Raw genomic sequence first — 17333 nt, 5'->3', positions numbered from 1 at the left:
TAAAATTTCGTAACAGAAGAATTATAATACATAACTCAAAAAACAAATAAATGAAAGGAATTATATTAGCAGGAGGATCTGGCACTAGATTGCATCCGTTAACGCTGGCCATGAGTAAACAAATGATGCCAGTTTATGATAAACCTATGATTTACTATCCATTGTCAACATTAATGATGGCAGGAATTAACGAAATATTAATTATTTCTACTCCACATGATTTACCTAATTTTAAAAAATTATTAGGAGATGGATCAGCTATTGGTTGTCAATTTAGTTATGCCGAACAAGCAATTCCGAATGGATTAGCACAGGCTTTTGTTATTGGAGAAGAGTTTATAGGTTCGGATAGTGTTGCATTAGTATTAGGGGATAATATTTTCTTTGGAGCTCATATGCATGAATTATTGCAGTCAAATACTAATCCTGAGGGAGGAGTTGTATTTGCATACCATGTTTCGGATCCCGAAAGATACGGGGTAGTGGAGTTTGATAAAAACTTAAAAGCACTTTCTATTGAAGAGAAACCGTTAGAGCCGAAATCGAATTATGCCGTTCCAGGATTATATTTTTATGATAATTCGGTGGTAGAAATTGCTAAAAACATCGAGCCTAGCGCTAGAGGAGAGTATGAAATTACTGATGTAAATAAAGTGTATTTAGAAAAAGGTATTTTAAAAGTTGGAATTTTGAGCAGAGGTACAGCTTGGTTGGATACAGGAACTTTTAATAGTTTAATGCAAGCTGGACAATTTGTACAGGTTTTAGAAGAACGTCAAGGACTAAAAGTAGGTTGTATTGAAGAAATAGCTTGGAGACAAGGTTTTATCACAGAAGAAGAATTGAAAGAATTAGCAGAACCTTTGAAAAAATCGGGTTATGGCGAATATTTATTGGGACTTTTGAAGCATAAATTATAATAATTAGTTGTTTTAATAATTTTTACTAATGTAGTAAGGCAATTTAAAGCCAACAATTGATAATATTTTCTATGTTCTATATTGCATTACTTTTTTTATTTATAGGTATTGAATTGATTTATTTCAAAATTGCTGATTATTTCAATATAATTGATAAGCCTAATAGTCGTTCATCTCATACAGCAATTACTTTGAGAGGGGGAGGAATTATTTTTCCTTTGGCAATTTTGACTGCTTGTTTATTGGGATATGTTTCTTGGATAGTGACCTTAGCGGTATTTTTAGTAGCTATTGTTAGTTTTATTGACGATATTAAACCTATTTCTCAATTGCCAAGGTTTATTTGTCATGCTATAGCAATCTTATTAATTTTTTATGATTTAGGCTTATTTATGCAAGTAATTTGGCCTTTACCAATAGTTTTTATTTTGTTAATAGGTTGGGTGAATGTCTTTAATTTTATGGATGGTATCAACGGAATAACTGTATTGTATTCATTTGTTGCTATTCTAAGTTTTTCTTTTTTAGAAATAAATAAAGAGAGTTTACCGTTGTTAATTACTGTTGGAATGTCTTGCTGTGCATTTGGAATATTTAATGTCAGAAAAAAAGCAAAAACGTTTGCTGGTGATATCGGGAGTATTAGTATGGCTTTGTTTTTAGGATATTTTATGATAAAAACGATTTTAGATTCGGGTCAAATAGGCTATTTGTTGTTTTTATCGGTGTATGGAATTGATGCCGTGATTACCATTTTTACACGCATCAAAAAGAAAGAAAATATTTTAGAACCTCATAGATCTCATTTGTATCAATACTTGGCTAATGAATTGGGGTATTCTCACATTAAAGTATCCTTGTTGTACGCAGGGATTCAGTTATCGATTAATATTTCATCAATCTATTTACAACAAATTGGAAAATTATCACTTCCAATTATCATTTCTCTTTTTTTATTTCAAATTTCATTTTATATATGGATCAGAAATAAAGTGGTTCAGAAAATTGCTTTGGAAAAAATATAATAATTATTGTTAATATAAAAAGTGTATGCTTTTTACTAAATAAATTTTTATTTGCAACGCGTAAAAAAGAGACTGTTTGATATTTTATTTGCAACATTAACCCTTTTGTTCTTTTTTTGGATATTAATTATTGCTTGGATTATAGCAATTATTGATACTCAAACTAATGGGTTTTTTATTCAAAAACGAATTGGACAACATGGGAAAGTATTCAAAATCTATAAACTTAGAACCATACAAGTTGCTAAAGATTTTGAAGAAGCAAAAATTTCTAAACTTGGTCAATTACTCCGAAAATTTAAATTAGATGAGTTACCACAACTCGTTAATGTATTGAAAGGAGAAATGAGTATTGTAGGGCCTAGGCCTGATATTGCAGGCTATTATGATTTGTTGGAAGGAGAGAATAGAAAAGTCCTTAGTTTGAAACCAGGATTAACCAGTTTGGCTTCTTTGAAATATTTTAATGAAGATGCATTGTTAAAAAAACAAGACAATCCTTTAGTTTATAATAATGAGGTTCTTTTTCCAGATAAAGTTAAAATGAATTTGGATTATTACTATCATCAAAGTTTTTATACCGATTTTAAAATCATTGTTACCACATTTAAATGTATCTTTAAAAGGCATAAAATTAAATAAATCTTTTTCTTTAGAGTTTAGTTTTAAATACTATAAAATAGTTTTTACTCAGGGAGTTACTATTTCTCTTTATGTTAATTATTTATGAAACATTATTTAGTTTATTTAATTCATTTCAATAAGAATAATAAATTGTATTTTTGTTTTTTAGCCAATATTTCTTTTTGAAATTAAAAATAATATAATATGCTTAAAAATCCCATGGATACTGGATTTTTTTCTAGAGATAATTTGAAATTAAACATACGTAATCTGAGTTATTTACCTAGATGGATTATTGTTTTGATTGATTTCTCTATCTTGATAATAACTTTTTTTTTCACCTTACTTATTTTTAGAGGAACGGGTTTAAAATATATCAATACTACGCATGATGTATTTTTTACGGTTTCTTTTTTGGGATGTAATATTTTCTTTTTTTGGTTATTCAGGACCTATTCAGGCATTATAAGGCATTCATCTTATAATGATGCTGTGAAGCTTTTGTTTTCACAAATGTCGGTTTTAATAGTTTTTCTGTTTTTTAATTTTACTTATGAGTTATTATATAAAGAAAGAATATTTTTGACAACAGCTCTTTTTATCAATATTGTGCTTTCATTTTGCGCTTTGTTTTTATACCGTGTTGTTGTAAAGCAAACTTTTGAATTGTATTTGTCTGATAAAAATACAACTAAATTAATCAGAACCATTATTTATGGCACAGACGCTAATGCGATTTCTGTAGCCAATGCTTTGAAATTTGAAACACCGAGCCGTTTTAAAATAGTTGGTTTTGTTGATAGAAATAATCAAAATGCATCTAAAAGAATGTTGGATTTACCAATATTAATTCAAAAGAGAAAATTACCGTCGTTAATTCGATCTGTAGGAGCTGAGGCAGTTATTATGGCCGATAAAAGTATTAGCAAGGATGAGCAATTAATTATTGTAGATCAATGTCTAGAATTTAATTATAGAGTTTACACAGTTCCTTTGATTACTGACTGGGAAAATCAGAAAGAGATTTCTCAAAAAGTAAAAAACATTCAAATTGAAGATTTATTAGAAAGAAAACCGATTGTTTTAGATAAAAAGTCAATTTCCAGACAATTAAGGGATAAAACAGTTTTAATTACAGGAGCGGCAGGTTCAATAGGAAGTGAGATAGTTAGGCAAGTATTGACATTTAACCCTCAAAGAGTAATTATTCTGGATCAAGCCGAAACACCTCTGCATCATTTAGGTCTTGAATTAGAAAAAAAATATCCGAAATCAAAAATTCGAAATATCATAGCGGACGTTCGTAATAAAGAAGCTATGGAAAAGGTTTTTAAAATGTATAGGCCTGAAGTTGTATATCATGCTGCAGCATATAAACACGTGCCTTTGATGGAAGAAAATCCATCACAGGCAATTTTAACCAATATACTAGGGACTAAAATTTTGGCTGATTTATCCTGTGAGTATCACGTTGTGAAATTTGTTATGGTTTCTACTGATAAGGCAGTTAATCCTAGTAATGTCATGGGAGCAAGTAAGAGAATTGCTGAAAAGTATGTTCAATCTTTGCAAATAAAGAATCAAAATGAAAATAAACAAAACACCACCAAATTTATAACCACTCGTTTTGGGAATGTTTTAGGCTCAAATGGATCAGTAGTCCCATTGTTTACTAAACAGATTGCCAATGGGGGACCAGTTACTATTACTCATCCTGATATTATTCGTTATTTTATGACGATTCCTGAAGCCTGTCAGTTGGTTTTAGAAGCAGGAGCTATGGGTAATGGAGGCGAAATTTATATTTTCGATATGGGTAAGCCTGTTCGTATTTTAGATTTGGCTAAAAAAATGATCAAATTAGCAGGGTTTATACCTGATAAAGAAATAAAAATTGAGATAGTTGGTTTGCGTCCGGGCGAAAAACTGTATGAGGAATTGCTTAATGATACAGCAAAAACGATTCCAACGTATCATGAAAAAATTATGATTGCTCAAGAAATTCAAGATGAATTCGAAAATTTGCATGTTGATATTAATGAACTGATTGGGATTGCAAATTTCTTTGGAAATGATGATATAGTTGCCAAAATGAAAGTTATAGTTCCTGAGTTCAAGAGTATGAATTCTACTTTTGAAATTTTGGATAAATAAGATTCAAATAAAGACAAATAGAAAAGGTTTACAAGATTATTCTTGTGAGCCTTTTCTATTTAAAGATGATCTTAGTAGTTAGATATGTATAATTTCAATTGGAAGTAATCGTGCGTAACGATAGTTTTGCATTCTCTTTCTGTTTTTATTTCATACATTATTCATACACTATCCATGCCTTTGATACGCCTTTGATATACCTTACAGTAATTCATAATTACTGAGCAATTAATATCATTCGATTGAAAAATTGATTGCACTACATGAAGAAAAGATAGCTTTGTACGAGCGAATGCTGAAAGAGAAAGATGAAATGATGCAGAAACTTGAAAAACTAATTAATAAATAATCATTTAGAAAAGATCTATTAATTGAAAAAAGAAAGAGACTTCGGGTCTCTTTCTTTTTTGTGTAATGTGTCAAAAATAGTTGACAGATTTTCATTTTAGATTGATTATATTTTAAAATAAAATTGAAGAGGGAGAGGGAATCAGCTCTGCCGAGGAGCAATCAATCAGCAATAGATTTGATGTACATACAAAAAATGAGGGCAGTTTTATCTGCCCTTTTTTATACATTTTTTGGTGTACCTAATGCCTAAAAAAACATCCTAAGTTTGATTACTATAATACAGATGTCATTTGATGAAGTTCTTACGGTTTGCCAACCTAAATCCTTTTTGAATGTTAGATTGCCCTTTAAATGCCCAAAAAAATATTCCAGTGAATTCGTGGAATTGGATTTCTTGTCGTATTTGAAGTACAGGAACATATTAGATAGTGCTTTCTTTATTATATTTAGTCCTATTTGCTTTTATTGTTTGTTTTTTCGTACGTAAAAAATTGTAAATAGTCTTTTTTAATAATTAAACTCATAGGTTAATTTAAGTATATTTGCCGATAAAAATTTCGTTTGAATTCAACTGATTATGTGAGTCTGAATCGCGAAGCGATGCCGTTTATTTGAAGAATTTGTCTGGAAATTGTTAAAAAAAGGTATTCAAAAAAAATAATTTATTGTTTTGGTTTGCAATCAAAATATTGAGATTGAGACCAGTTTTTGAATAACTATGAAAAAGCTGTTTAGAGCCTTATTTCAATACAATAATTAAATGTTGCAGATAGTATCACTCTTTTTAAAATTGTAATTTTGCTTTATATATTAATGATAAATAATATTATACATATTGTTTTTTGCTACAAATACTAATGAATACTAATTCTTCTCAAAACACCAATTGGCTGTTTGAATAATCCTGTAACAGAACAATGAATCTAGAAAAACATATTTATACAAGTTCTAATAGTTATAGTTTTTTGAGCATAATAAAATCTAGTGTAAAAGGATTTAAAGACTCTTTTTATTTAGCCAAGCAATTAGCAAAAAGAGACATAAAAGCTCAGTATCGTCAATCTTTTTTAGGTGTGTTTTGGGCAATTTTCCCTGTACTAATCAATTCTTTGGTTTGGATCTTTTTACAATCATCGGGGACTATTCAGATGACAGCTACGAATGTGCCTTATCCTGCTTTTGTGTTAATAGGAACAACTTTGTGGGGTATTATTGGAGAATGTATCAACCTGACGTCACAAAGTGTGAATGCTAATAAAAGTATTATCACTAAAATTAACTTTGACAAAGAGGCTTTAATTACTCTTGGATTAATTAAGTTTTTCTTTAATTTTCTAATTAAAATTGGATTGATAGTCCTTTTTTTAATTTTCTTTAAAATAGTTCCTTCTATAGAAATTCTATTTTTTATACCTCTTTTGTTTTTATCAATTATTTTTTTTGTGGCTATAGGAACTTTATTAATGCCAATAAGTTTGTTGTATACCGATATTAGCCGTTTGATACCTATAGCCTTACAGTTTTTAATGTACGCTACACCTGTAGTATATGCCGTGCCTCCTGATGGGCTGATGCGTAAAGTAATGTTATGGAATCCCTTGAGCTATATTATTGTTGATATGCGCAATGTGCTAACTGGCTACGGTATAGAAAACCCTTATTTTTGGTCTTTTGGTCTTTTAATAACAATTGTTTTATGCACAATTGCTTTAGTAGTATATAGAGTTTCGATGCCAATACTAACCGAGAGAATGAGCTAATTATGGGAGAAGTATTGATAAAAGTAGATCATGTTTCTAAGAAATTTGCCAAAGACCTCAAGAAAAGTTTACTGTACGGCTTGTATGATGTCTTTAGTGGTATCACAAGGAAGAGACAAGATAAATCATTGCGAAACGATGAATTTTGGGCTGTAAAAGATATTAATTTTGAAGTGCGCCGTGGCGAATGTTTGGGACTTATTGGACATAATGGTGCAGGAAAAAGTACATTACTTAAAATATTAAATGGCTTGATAGCTCCTGACGAAGGTAGTGTTACAATGTATGGCAAAGTAGGAGCTTTGATAGAATTGGGTGCGGGTTTTAATCCAATCCTTACAGGTAGAGAGAATATTTATAATAATGCTGCTATTATTGGGTTTAGCAAGCAAGAAATAGAAGCTAAATTAGATATCATTATTGCTTTTGCTGAGATAGAAGAATTTATCGATATGCCAGTGCAAAATTACAGCTCTGGAATGAAGGTGCGTTTGGGTTTTGCCATAGCAGCACAGATGGAACCAGATGTACTTATTATTGATGAGGTTTTGGCTGTTGGGGATTTAGGGTTTATTTTGAAATGTTTTAAGCAAATAGATCAATTATTGCCACATACTGCTGTAGTTTTTGTTTCTCATTCGATGCCAATGGTTGCCAGAGTTTCAAATCAAATTATGTTGATGGAGAAAGGGGTAGCTGTTTTTCAAGGAAAAGAGGTAAGTAAAGGTATAAATTCTTATTATAATCGATTTAATTCCAATGACCAAAATATAATGTTCGATGACGGAACATTTAGTTTGATAAAGCATTCTCTAAATGGGAGTAATAATACGACTTTGCAAAGAGGAGACGATTTAATTATTGAATTAGAAATTGAATTTAAAGGAGACAATTTAAAATTCCCTTTGATTTATATTGAATTTAGAGATAAGGAGCAACGTCCAATTGCAGCAGTTTTTAATGAAAAAGGGAGTTCTGAATTTATTAATGACAAATTGTTTGTAAAGATAAAAATACCTAAAGTTTTATTTGCTCAGGGAATTTATACCTATGATTTATCAGTGAGTCATGTTGAAAATAAATCTCCTATATTGCGAATAAATAATGTCGATATTTTTCAAATTGAAAGTGAAACCGAAATGTGGGTTCCATTCCATTTAGAAGCAGATTGGCAAATAACGGAGAAAGCTAATGATTAATGTAACCAAAATTTTTTTACCGCCCATTGAGAAATATCATAAGCAATTACAACGTGCTTGGGACAATCAATGGCTTACGAATAGAGGTGAGTTAGTTTTGGAATTGGAAGAAAAACTAAAAAAATATTTAGAAGTTTCTAATATCATTGTAACCAGTAATGGAACTGTACCTTTACAAATTGCCCTCAAATTGTTAGGAAAACAAGGAGAAATTATAACTACACCATTTAGTTATGTAGCTACGACAGCAGCAATAGTATGGGAAAATTGCACACCTGTTTTTGTGGATATTCATCCTGAACATTTAACAATAGACGAAACAAAAATTGAGGAAGCTATTACAGTTAAAACAACTGCCATTTTAGCGACGCATGTTTTTGGTAATCCATGTAATGTTGAGGTTATTCAAAAAATTGCAGAAAAATATAATTTAAAAATAATTTATGATGCCGCTCATGCCTTTGGAGTAACTTATAATGGGAAATCAATTTTTGACTTTGGAGATATAAATACCTGTAGTTTTCATGCGACCAAGTTGTTTCATACTGGAGAAGGAGGAGCAATGTTTGCTAAGGATCCAGACTTACAGCATCAATTGTTTTATAGCCATAATTTTGGGCATAAAACAGCATTAGCATTTTATGGATTAGGAATAAATGGTAAAATGACGGAATTGCAAGCTGCAATGGGATTGTCGGTTTTGCCTTATATAGAAGAAATATTTTCTGAAAGAAAAAAAGTGGTAGATTATTACAACTCAAATTTAAATTTATCAAAACTTCAAGTTATAAAAATAAGGGAAAATACAGATTGGAATTTCAGTTATTATCCCATAATTTTTGAAACTGAAGAGGGGTTGCTTAAAGTTGAAAAAATATTAAATGATAATCAAATTTTTCCAAGACGCTATTTTTATCCTTCGTTAAATACAATTGAATATACTAAAGGAGAAATAATGCCTATATCGGAAAGGATTGCTTCTAGAATTATCTGTTTGCCTTTATATGTAGGCTTGTCAATTTCGGAATTACAAGAAATAGTTTCACTTATAAATGCCAATTTGTAATGAAAGTAGCAATCATGCAACCCTATTTATTTCCATATTTGGGTTATTTTCAATTAATTAATGCAGTGGATAAATTTATTATTTATGACGATGTTAATTTCATCAAGCAAGGATGGATTAACCGAAATACCATCTTGGTTAACAATTTGCCATATTTGTTTACTGTTCCATTAAATAACCAAAGTTCTTTTGATAAAATAAATAATATAAAAATTCATGAAAAGATTTATTATAGTTGGTCAAGTAAATTTTTAAAAACAATTGAGCAAAATTATGGTAAGGCTCCATTTTACAACGATGTTATATTACTTTTGCAAAATATATTTCAAATTAATGAAGAATATATTTCATCAATAGCTGTAAAAAGTTTAAAATTGGTCTCTGAGTTTATTGGAATTAATACGGTTTTTGAGGATTCTTCTGTAATATATGGCAATCAATATTTATCTTCTCAAGATAGAATATTGGACATTTGTATGAAAGAACAAGCCAATTATTATATTAATCTAATTGGAGGAATTGATTTATATTCAAAAGAAGAATTCTCAGAGAAAGGGATTGTTTTAAATTTTATAAAATCAAAAAAAATTGAGTATAAACAATTTAATGATGACTTTGTACCTAATTTATCTATAATCGACATATTGATGTTTAATGATGTTTCAAGTATAAAAAGAATTCTCAATAATTATGAATTAATATAAAATGGAAAAGATAGTAATTTTTGGCATAAGCCAACTAGCAAGTTTAGCTCACTTTTATTTTGAACATGATTCACCTCATGAGGTTGTGGCTTTTACAGTTGATAAAAACTACATTACAGATGACAATTATCGAGGATTACCAGTAGTTGCTTTTGAAGAAGTAGAAAAATTATTTCCTCCGTCAGAATATAAAATGTTTTTACCAATAAGTTTTAAGCAAATGAGTTATTTTAGAAAAGCAAAATTTGAGGAAGCGAAATCAAAAGGTTATAAATGTGTTAGTTATGTATCATCAAAAGCAACAACATGGACAGATTTATGCATAGGAGAAAATTGTTTTATTTTTGAAGATAATACAATTCAGCCATTTGTTAAAATTGGGAATAATTGTATTCTTTGGAGCGGTAATCATATAGGTCATCATACAGAAATTAAAGATCATGTATTTATTACTTCACAAGTAGTAATATCTGGTTGTTGTGAAATTGGCGAGAATTCTTTTTTTGGAGTAAATGCAACGGTTAGAGATGAAACTGTAATTGGAAAAGGATCATTAATTGGTATGGGAGCAATTATTACAAAAGATACTCCAGATTTTAGTATTTGGTTAGGAGCTAAATCAATTATGAGGGAAGGAAAAAGTATTGATATTGATAGTATATCACATAAAACAAATGGTTAATATGTGGTCTAAAAAAGGAGTTATAATTAATGTTGAGAATTATAATGATTTAATGATTTCCCACGCATGTGTCCCAACGGCAATTGCTATTGATGATTTTATTACTAGAGTTTATTATGCACCCAGAAATAAAGATGGGAAAAGTATTCCAACTTATTTTGATGTTGATTCAAGTAATCCAACTAATGTTAAATATATTCATGATAAACCAATTTTAGAACTAGGCGAATTAGGGACTTTTGATGATGATGGAATCATGCCTTGCTCTGCTGTTAGAGTTTCTGAAAATTGTATTTACTTATATTATGTAGGCTGGAATCCAAGTGTTTCTGTTCCATATAGGAATGCGATAGGATTAGCTATAAGCAATGATAATGGATTAACGTTTCAAAAAGCATTTCAAGGAGCTATCGTAGAAAGAAATAGAGATGAACCTTTTTTTACTGCTTCACCTTTTGTTTTAAAAGAAGGTGAAAAATGGCATCTTTGGTATGCATCGAGTACAGGATTTGTAGTTGTTAAAAATAAGCCTGAACCACTTTATGAAATAAAATATGCATATTCTAATGATGGAATAAATTGGATCCGACCAAATATAACATGTATTCCTCCAGCAGAAAAGTATCAGTGTACAGCACGACCAAGCGTAATAATTGAGGAGGGTATTTACAAAATGTGGTTTACCTATAGAGGATCTTTTGATTACCGCGATGGAAAAGAAAGTTATAGAATTGGTTATGCGGAATCTGTGGATGGAATAAAATGGAATAGATTAGATAATAAATGTGGCATTGAATTGTCTAAATCTGGCTGGGATAGTAAAATGCAAACATATCCTTCAGTTATTAAAATTAAAGAAAAAAAGTACTTATTTTATAATGGCAATGGGTTTGGAAAAACGGGTATAGGAGTTGCTGAATGGATTAATCAATGAGAAAAAAATTAAGTTGTCATATTATTACGTATAATCAAAAAGATTATATATCAAAATGTATTGATGGGGTTTTGATGCAGAAAGTCAATTTCTCGATGGAAATAGTTATTGGTGATGATAAATCCACTGATGGGACACGAGAAATACTAATGGAATATGTGAATAAATATCCTGATTTGATAAAGCTTAATTTACGAGATGCCCGTGGAGAGGGAATTCTAGGTAAACAAAATTTTATAAGTACCTTAGAGATGTGTGAAGGGGAATATATTTCCTTGTGTGATGGCGACGACTACTGGACAGATCCATCGAAACTGCAAAAACAAGTTGATTTTCTAGAAGCGAATCCCGATTATGTTATGTGTACTCATGTTGCAGAAGAGAAAAATGAAGTGACCAATTCAAGTAGTTTTTTTCCTAGTATAAATCAAAATACTACTAAACAGATAGAAGATTATATTATCAATAATCTAACAGCGACTTGTTCTTTAATGTTTAAAATAGAGTACCTGAAACCTATTCCTAAATGGTTTAAAAAAATTCATTTTGGAGATTTAGGATTAATGTTATTAATTTTTTATCGTTCAAATAAAAAAATGATGGTGTTAAAGGACTCTATGAGTGTTTATAGGGTTAACTCTGGAAGTATTCATGGCTCCCTAAAAAATAATAATGCTTCATTAATTAAGGCGTATAAAATGCATCTTGATTTTATTGACACAATTGATAATGAGTTGTTTTTAAAAAGTAATTTTGAAAAGGTTGTTGTAAGAAAGAAAATCAATACACATTCAATTTTAGCAGATTTGTATAAAAATAGCAGTGTTACAAATTATTATAAGCATTTGTTTAAAAAGTTTCTATTAACAAGATTCAAATGCTAATTTATTAAGATGAAAAAAATTCTATTCATATCTCATGATGCTTCAAGAACTGGAGCTCCTATTTTACTTTTGAATTTGGTAAAGATGTTATTGTCTTTTAATGAATATGAAGTCAACTTTCTTTTAAAAAAAGGAGGAGTCTTAGAAAATGATTTTAAAAATTTAGTACCCACTTATTGCTTGTATCAACATAAAAAGAAGAGATTCAATTTTGTAAAAAATAAATTATTCAAAACCAAATCGTTATTAGAAGATGAGCAGTTTTTAAATCAATACCATTATATCATTTCAAATACAATAACTAATGGAGATGTTTTAGAAAAAATAAGAGTTAATTATAAAGGGCAGATAATAAGTTATATTCATGAACTTGAAGTAGCAAGTAAAACTTATACAACTTCAAGTGGAATTAATGCGGTTATGAAAAGCTCAGATAAGTTTTGGGTTCCTAGTATTTTAGTAAAAGAATTTTTGTGTAGGGATTTTAATATATTAGAAAATAAGATTTTAAAAATACCTTATTTTATAGAAAATAAAAATATTTTGTTTTTTGAAGGGGAAGAAAATAAAAATCGCTTTGTTATAGGAGGATGTGGTACAATTGATTGGCGTAAAGGACCTGACTTGTTTTTACAAGTAGCTAATGACATATTTTTAAGACATCCAAATGCTTCCATTATTTTTAGATGGAAAGGAGCCAATAATGGATTGGAATTAATTAGATTACAATATCAAATTAAAATGGCTAATCTAGAAGGAAAGGTTTTTTTTGAATCATCTTCAGATAATTTGGATTCTTTTTATCAGGAAATTGATTTGTTTCTGTTAACATCTAGAGAAGATCCTTACCCATTAGTTATTTTAGAAGCAGCTCAATGTGCAAAACCTTCTATTTGTTTTGATAAAGTTTGTGGCAGTAGCGATTTTATTAATGATAGTGATGGAGGAGTTATAGTACCATTTTTAGATATTGTAGCAGTATCTAATGCTATTTTATCCTTTTACGATGATTCAAATTATACAATTGAAAAAGGAAAAAATGCTAAGCAGTTTTTATTGAAAACACATTCAGATAAACAATATGTTTATAATGAATTTAATAAAGCATTATTATAATGAGTTATATAAAACCCATAGCAATTTATTTACCACAATTTCATCCCATTCCAGAGAACGATTTATGGTGGGGTAAAGGCTTTACAGAATGGACTAATGTGACAAAAGCTCAACCTAGATTTGAGGGTCATTATCAGCCACATCTGCCAGCCGATTTGGGTTTTTACGATTTAAGACTAGAAGAAGCAAGATTAGCACAAGAACAATTGGCAAAAGATTATGGAATTCATGGTTTTTGCTATTATCATTATTGGTTTAATGGAAAAAGAATTCTGCAGCAACCTCTGGACCGAAAAATGCGAAACGCCAAAGAAGATTTACCTTTTTTAATGTGTTGGGCAAATGAAAATTGGACTAGAACTTGGGATGGTTTAGATAAAGAAGTGCTTCTTAAACAAGAGTATGATTTTGATGATGATTTGGTACATATTCAACATTTGATTTCTTATTTTAGAGATGAAAGATATATAAAAGTAGAAGGTAAACCTGTTTTTATTGTTTATAGGCCTAATTTATTTCCAGATATTCAGAAAACAATTTCTATGTGGAGAAAAGCTGTTTACGATGCGGGTTTTCCAGATTTGTATATAGGATATGCCCTTAACGGAGAAAATCATTTTAGTCCTCAAAGTTTGAGTTTTGATTTTGCATTTGAATTTCAGCCTAATTCAATTAATTTCCCCGCAACTATTCCATATCCTAATACTGTTAAAGATAAAATTTTTCGTGAAATTAAAAAAAAGCTAAGGATTAAAGATTCTGAGCAGAAATGTTATATAGATTACTCTGCCTATGTATCAAATCAAATCAAAAAAGAATTTAGAGATAATATATATCCTGGAATAACTCCAATGTGGGACAATTGTGCAAGGAGGAAAGAAAATAATTTCATATTACATGATTCTACTCCGATACTATTTAAAAAATGGTTAATTCATATTAAAGAGAATTATCCATGGAATAAAGTCCCTGAAAATTTTTTATTCATCAATGCATGGAATGAATGGGCGGAAGGAAATCATTTAGAACCTTGTCAAAAGTGGGGAACTAAATATTTGGAAGCTATAAAAGAAATGCTTAAATAAATTTACTAGTAATATAATCATCTATAATTTAGCTTATTTTTTGTTAAATGAACTTAAGTCCTTTAGTATCCATAATTATTCCGAATTACAATCATTCAACTTTTTTGGTTCAAAGGTTAGAATCTGTTTTTAATCAAACGTTTCAAGATTTTGAAGTAATTTTGCTCGACGATAAAAGTACAGATGATAGTGTAGCCATTTTAGAGCAATATGTTAATCATCCAAAAGTGTCTTGTTGTGTTTTTAATGAGATAAATTCAGGTAATACATTTGTTCAATGGAGTAAAGGGATTGATTTAGCCAAAGGTAAATTGATTTGGATAGCGGAATCGGATGATTTTTGTGAACTTAATTTTTTAGAAGAGGTGGTTAAGCCACTTTTAAATGACAAAGAGGTTGTTATGTCTTATTGTCAGTCTAATAAAGTGGATGAAAATAATAATATAACTGGTAATTGGATAAGTTACACCCAAAATCTAGATTCACAAAATCTGTTTTTAGATAATTTCACCATGCAGGGAAATTTGTTTATAGAACAATTTTTAATAGATAGGAATGTGATTCCAAATGTTAGTGCTGTGGTATTCAAAAAAACAGCAATAAAAAATGAATGCTATTTAAGTATAGATCCAGAATTTCGATATTGCGGAGATTGGATGTTATATTTAAAATTGATTGTCAATTATAAAATTGCATTTATAGCAGAATCTTTAAACCATTTTAGATATCATAGCAGTAGTGTTATTGCGAATGCGCTAAAATCTGAGAATCGAATTCGTATTATTGATATTGATTTCAATATGCGAAAGGTTTTGATGCAGTTTATAAGGGAACAAGATGTTTTAGATTCCTCTTATAATGGAATTAAAAGGCGTAATGTTAATGTTATTAGGGTTTTGAAACATGAAAAAGCATTACTTTTAATACGATCATCAAAGAAGATAAAAGGATATTTGCTTATGCTTACAGTGTTTGATATTTATTGTGAAAAATATAATATTCGAAAGAGAATTAGAATAAAAATCAGTAATTTTTTAAAATGATTTCAATAATTATTTGTTCACGAAAAAATACAATTCCCGATCTATTATCGATAAATATAAATGAAACTATAGGCTCTGATTTTGAATTAATAATAATCGATAATTCTGAAAATAGATACTCTATTTTTGAAGCTTATAATATAGGAATTGAAAAGAGTAAGGGCAAATACTTATGTTTTGTTCACGATGATATATTATTTCACACAAAAGGATGGGGTAATGTAATATCAGATATTTTTGAGACTAATCACGATTATGGATTGATAGGAGTTGCTGGTTCCAGCCAAAAAACTAGAGTACCATCAGGCTGGTGGGATTGTAAAAATGAATACAAATCAATTAATATAATACAGCATTATCCAAATGGAAAAATAACCAAAGAACAATTTGGTTTTGAGAACAGTATTTTAAATGAAGCTGTTATTGCTGATGGTGTTTTTTTAGCATTGCGGAAAGAAATGAATGTTGCTTTTGATCAAAAATTAAAAGGATTTCATAATTATGATTTTAATATTGCTATTGAAGTTTTAAGGAAAAAATATAAAATAGGTATTACGAATCAAATATTAATCGAACATTTTTCTATTGGAAATTTGAATCGTCAATGGCTAGAATCAATGATAAGAGTGCATAAATACTATCATAAATTTTTGCCTATAGCTATAGATAATTTTATAGATTCTGATGCAGAAATGTTTAGTTCTAAAAGATTAATTAATAATTGTTTATTAACAAAGGGCAATAAAAAAACAGTTTTGCAATATTCTTTAAAAATATTTTTGAAAGAACCATTTTCTAAATCAAATATTAATTTATTTAAAAAAGCATTAATTTATTTAAAAAATTAAAAACATGAGAACATCTGTAATTATAGTAACTTATAATGGGATGAAATGGATTAAAGATTGTTTAAATAGTGTTTTGAATTCTTCGATTCCTATTTCAATAATTGTGGTTGATAATTGCAGTACAGATGGTACAGCTGAATTTATAAAATCAAACTTCCCTCAAGTGTCTCTTATTGATCAAAAAGAAAATTTAGGTTTTGGCAGAGCCAATAATATTGGTATCTCATTGGCCTTGAAAGAATCTTCAGACTATGTTTTTTTATTGAATCAAGATGCTTTTATTGAAAAAGATACAATTGAAAAATTGATAAAAGTATCTCAGGAAAATATAGAGTATGGCATCTTAAGCCCTATACATACTAATGGGAATGCTACCGAACTGGATGAAAGTTTTTGTTATTATATAAGTAAATCTTCGGGGCGTAGGTTTGTGTCAGATTTTGTTTTGAATAAAATTAAAAAAGATATTTATAACTTGCCAATGATTAATGCTGCAGCTTGGTTAATTCCTAAAACTGTATTAGAAAATGTTGGAGGATTTGATTCTGCCTTTTTTTTATACGGTGAAGATGATAATTATTGTCAAAGAGTTTTATATCATAATTTTCAAATAGGAATCGTTCCAACAGTTTGTATAAAACACGATAGTGAAAATAATAATACTAAGGCTGTAATAAAAGGCAGTGAAAGATATTATGCTAAATTTTTAAACAATTTTAGAATTAGCTATAGTAATGTTAATAATGACAATTACAAGAATGTTAGTAAGCTGAAATATTTTTTTTTGAAACGAAGTATAATAAGTATAATAAAATTTGATTTATTTGATTTTAAAGTTAATTGGACTAAAGCAAATTTATTAGCTAAAGAAGATTTAGAAGCAAAAGTTTTGTTTAATAGACAAAAAGGGGAAAAATATCTTGAATAAATAATATTTT

General features: G+C 29.1%; 16 protein-coding genes and 1 pseudogene. All 17 read left to right on the top strand.

The window, feature by feature from the left end; genetic code table 11:
• Positions 1 to 50: 50 nt before the first annotated feature.
• Entirely contained in the window at positions 51 to 920 is an 870-nt protein-coding gene (rfbA, locus tag ACUN3A_RS05990; RefSeq protein WP_445550425.1) for a glucose-1-phosphate thymidylyltransferase RfbA, read from the top strand.
• Between the two features lie 71 nt (positions 921 to 991).
• Entirely contained in the window at positions 992 to 1945 is a 954-nt protein-coding gene (locus tag ACUN3A_RS05985; RefSeq protein WP_445550424.1) for a UDP-GlcNAc--UDP-phosphate GlcNAc-1-phosphate transferase, read from the top strand.
• Positions 1946 to 1996: 51 nt separating this feature from the next.
• The gene (locus ACUN3A_RS05980; RefSeq protein WP_445550423.1) at positions 1997 to 2587 is read left to right on the top strand and encodes a sugar transferase; all 591 of its coding nucleotides are present in this window, start codon (positions 1997 to 1999) and stop codon (positions 2585 to 2587) included.
• A 186-nt stretch (positions 2588 to 2773) separates the two neighbouring features.
• Positions 2774 to 4723 (top strand): polysaccharide biosynthesis protein, encoded by a 1950-nt coding sequence (locus ACUN3A_RS05975; protein WP_445550422.1) that lies wholly within the window; start codon positions 2774 to 2776, stop codon positions 4721 to 4723.
• A 241-nt stretch (positions 4724 to 4964) separates the two neighbouring features.
• Positions 4965 to 5072: pseudogene (locus ACUN3A_RS05970) on the top strand (XRE family transcriptional regulator); the annotation flags it as partial.
• A gap of 967 nt (positions 5073 to 6039) precedes the next feature.
• On the top strand, positions 6040 to 6834 hold the full coding sequence (locus ACUN3A_RS05965) for an ABC transporter permease (protein WP_445550421.1): 795 nt from the start codon (positions 6040 to 6042) through the stop codon (positions 6832 to 6834).
• 2 nt (positions 6835 to 6836) lie between these two features.
• Positions 6837 to 8033, top strand: coding sequence for an ABC transporter ATP-binding protein (locus tag ACUN3A_RS05960; RefSeq protein ID WP_445550420.1), 1197 nt, complete (start codon positions 6837 to 6839; stop codon positions 8031 to 8033).
• Positions 8026 to 9099 (top strand): DegT/DnrJ/EryC1/StrS family aminotransferase, encoded by a 1074-nt coding sequence (locus ACUN3A_RS05955; protein WP_445550419.1) that lies wholly within the window; start codon positions 8026 to 8028, stop codon positions 9097 to 9099. The genes ACUN3A_RS05960 and ACUN3A_RS05955 overlap by 8 nt, the downstream gene beginning before the upstream one ends.
• Positions 9099 to 9803, top strand: coding sequence for a WbqC family protein (locus tag ACUN3A_RS05950; protein ID WP_445550418.1), 705 nt, complete (start codon positions 9099 to 9101; stop codon positions 9801 to 9803). Before ACUN3A_RS05955 ends, ACUN3A_RS05950 begins: the two co-directional genes overlap by 1 nt.
• 1 nt (position 9804) lies before the next feature.
• Entirely contained in the window at positions 9805 to 10485 is a 681-nt protein-coding gene (locus ACUN3A_RS05945) for an acetyltransferase (RefSeq protein ID WP_445550417.1), read from the top strand.
• A 1-nt stretch (position 10486) separates the two neighbouring features.
• Positions 10487 to 11419, top strand: coding sequence for a hypothetical protein (locus ACUN3A_RS05940; protein WP_445550416.1), 933 nt, complete (start codon positions 10487 to 10489; stop codon positions 11417 to 11419).
• Positions 11416 to 12303, top strand: a complete 888-nt coding sequence (locus ACUN3A_RS05935; RefSeq protein WP_445550415.1) for a glycosyltransferase — start codon at positions 11416 to 11418, stop codon at positions 12301 to 12303. The genes ACUN3A_RS05940 and ACUN3A_RS05935 overlap by 4 nt, the downstream gene beginning before the upstream one ends.
• A 9-nt stretch (positions 12304 to 12312) precedes the next feature.
• Entirely contained in the window at positions 12313 to 13419 is a 1107-nt protein-coding gene (locus tag ACUN3A_RS05930; RefSeq protein WP_445550414.1) for a glycosyltransferase family 4 protein, read from the top strand.
• Complete coding sequence (locus ACUN3A_RS05925) at positions 13419 to 14504, top strand: glycosyltransferase WbsX family protein (protein ID WP_445550413.1); 1086 nt, start codon at positions 13419 to 13421, stop codon at positions 14502 to 14504. The genes ACUN3A_RS05930 and ACUN3A_RS05925 overlap by 1 nt, the downstream gene beginning before the upstream one ends.
• 47 nt (positions 14505 to 14551) lie before the next feature.
• Positions 14552 to 15547 carry a glycosyltransferase gene (locus ACUN3A_RS05920; RefSeq protein ID WP_445550412.1) on the top strand — a complete coding sequence of 332 codons (996 nt, stop codon included), beginning with the start codon at positions 14552 to 14554 and terminating at the stop codon, positions 15545 to 15547.
• Positions 15544 to 16395, top strand: a complete 852-nt coding sequence (locus ACUN3A_RS05915) for a glycosyltransferase (protein WP_445550411.1) — start codon at positions 15544 to 15546, stop codon at positions 16393 to 16395. The genes ACUN3A_RS05920 and ACUN3A_RS05915 overlap by 4 nt, the downstream gene beginning before the upstream one ends.
• A 4-nt stretch (positions 16396 to 16399) precedes the next feature.
• Complete coding sequence (locus ACUN3A_RS05910; protein ID WP_445550410.1) at positions 16400 to 17323, top strand: glycosyltransferase family 2 protein; 924 nt, start codon at positions 16400 to 16402, stop codon at positions 17321 to 17323.
• The last annotated feature ends 10 nt before the right edge of the window (positions 17324 to 17333 follow it).

This window comes from Flavobacterium sp. WC2509 (genome assembly GCF_052683105.1).
This window is presented reverse-complemented; position numbering and strand designations above follow the sequence as displayed.

Bases quoted from the DNA above. Each gene is read 5' to 3' on its own strand.
- ACUN3A_RS05925 (WP_445550413.1), top strand. From the start codon at position 13,419: ATGAGTTATATAAAACCCATAGCAATTTATTTACCACAATTTCATCCC.
- ACUN3A_RS05935 (WP_445550415.1), top strand. From the start codon at position 11,416: ATGAGAAAAAAATTAAGTTGTCATATTATTACGTATAATCAAAAAGAT.
- ACUN3A_RS05975 (WP_445550422.1), top strand. From the start codon at position 2,774: ATGCTTAAAAATCCCATGGATACTGGATTTTTTTCTAGAGATAATTTG.
- ACUN3A_RS05960 (WP_445550420.1), top strand. From the start codon at position 6,837: ATGGGAGAAGTATTGATAAAAGTAGATCATGTTTCTAAGAAATTTGCC.
- ACUN3A_RS05950 (WP_445550418.1), top strand. From the start codon at position 9,099: ATGAAAGTAGCAATCATGCAACCCTATTTATTTCCATATTTGGGTTAT.
- ACUN3A_RS05915 (WP_445550411.1), top strand. From the start codon at position 15,544: ATGATTTCAATAATTATTTGTTCACGAAAAAATACAATTCCCGATCTA.
- ACUN3A_RS05955 (WP_445550419.1), top strand. From the start codon at position 8,026: ATGATTAATGTAACCAAAATTTTTTTACCGCCCATTGAGAAATATCAT.
- ACUN3A_RS05910 (WP_445550410.1), top strand. From the start codon at position 16,400: ATGAGAACATCTGTAATTATAGTAACTTATAATGGGATGAAATGGATT.
- rfbA (WP_445550425.1), top strand. From the start codon at position 51: ATGAAAGGAATTATATTAGCAGGAGGATCTGGCACTAGATTGCATCCG.
- ACUN3A_RS05920 (WP_445550412.1), top strand. From the start codon at position 14,552: ATGAACTTAAGTCCTTTAGTATCCATAATTATTCCGAATTACAATCAT.
- ACUN3A_RS05985 (WP_445550424.1), top strand. From the start codon at position 992: ATGTTCTATATTGCATTACTTTTTTTATTTATAGGTATTGAATTGATT.
- ACUN3A_RS05945 (WP_445550417.1), top strand. From the start codon at position 9,805: ATGGAAAAGATAGTAATTTTTGGCATAAGCCAACTAGCAAGTTTAGCT.
- ACUN3A_RS05940 (WP_445550416.1), top strand. From the start codon at position 10,487: ATGTGGTCTAAAAAAGGAGTTATAATTAATGTTGAGAATTATAATGAT.
- ACUN3A_RS05930 (WP_445550414.1), top strand. From the start codon at position 12,313: ATGAAAAAAATTCTATTCATATCTCATGATGCTTCAAGAACTGGAGCT.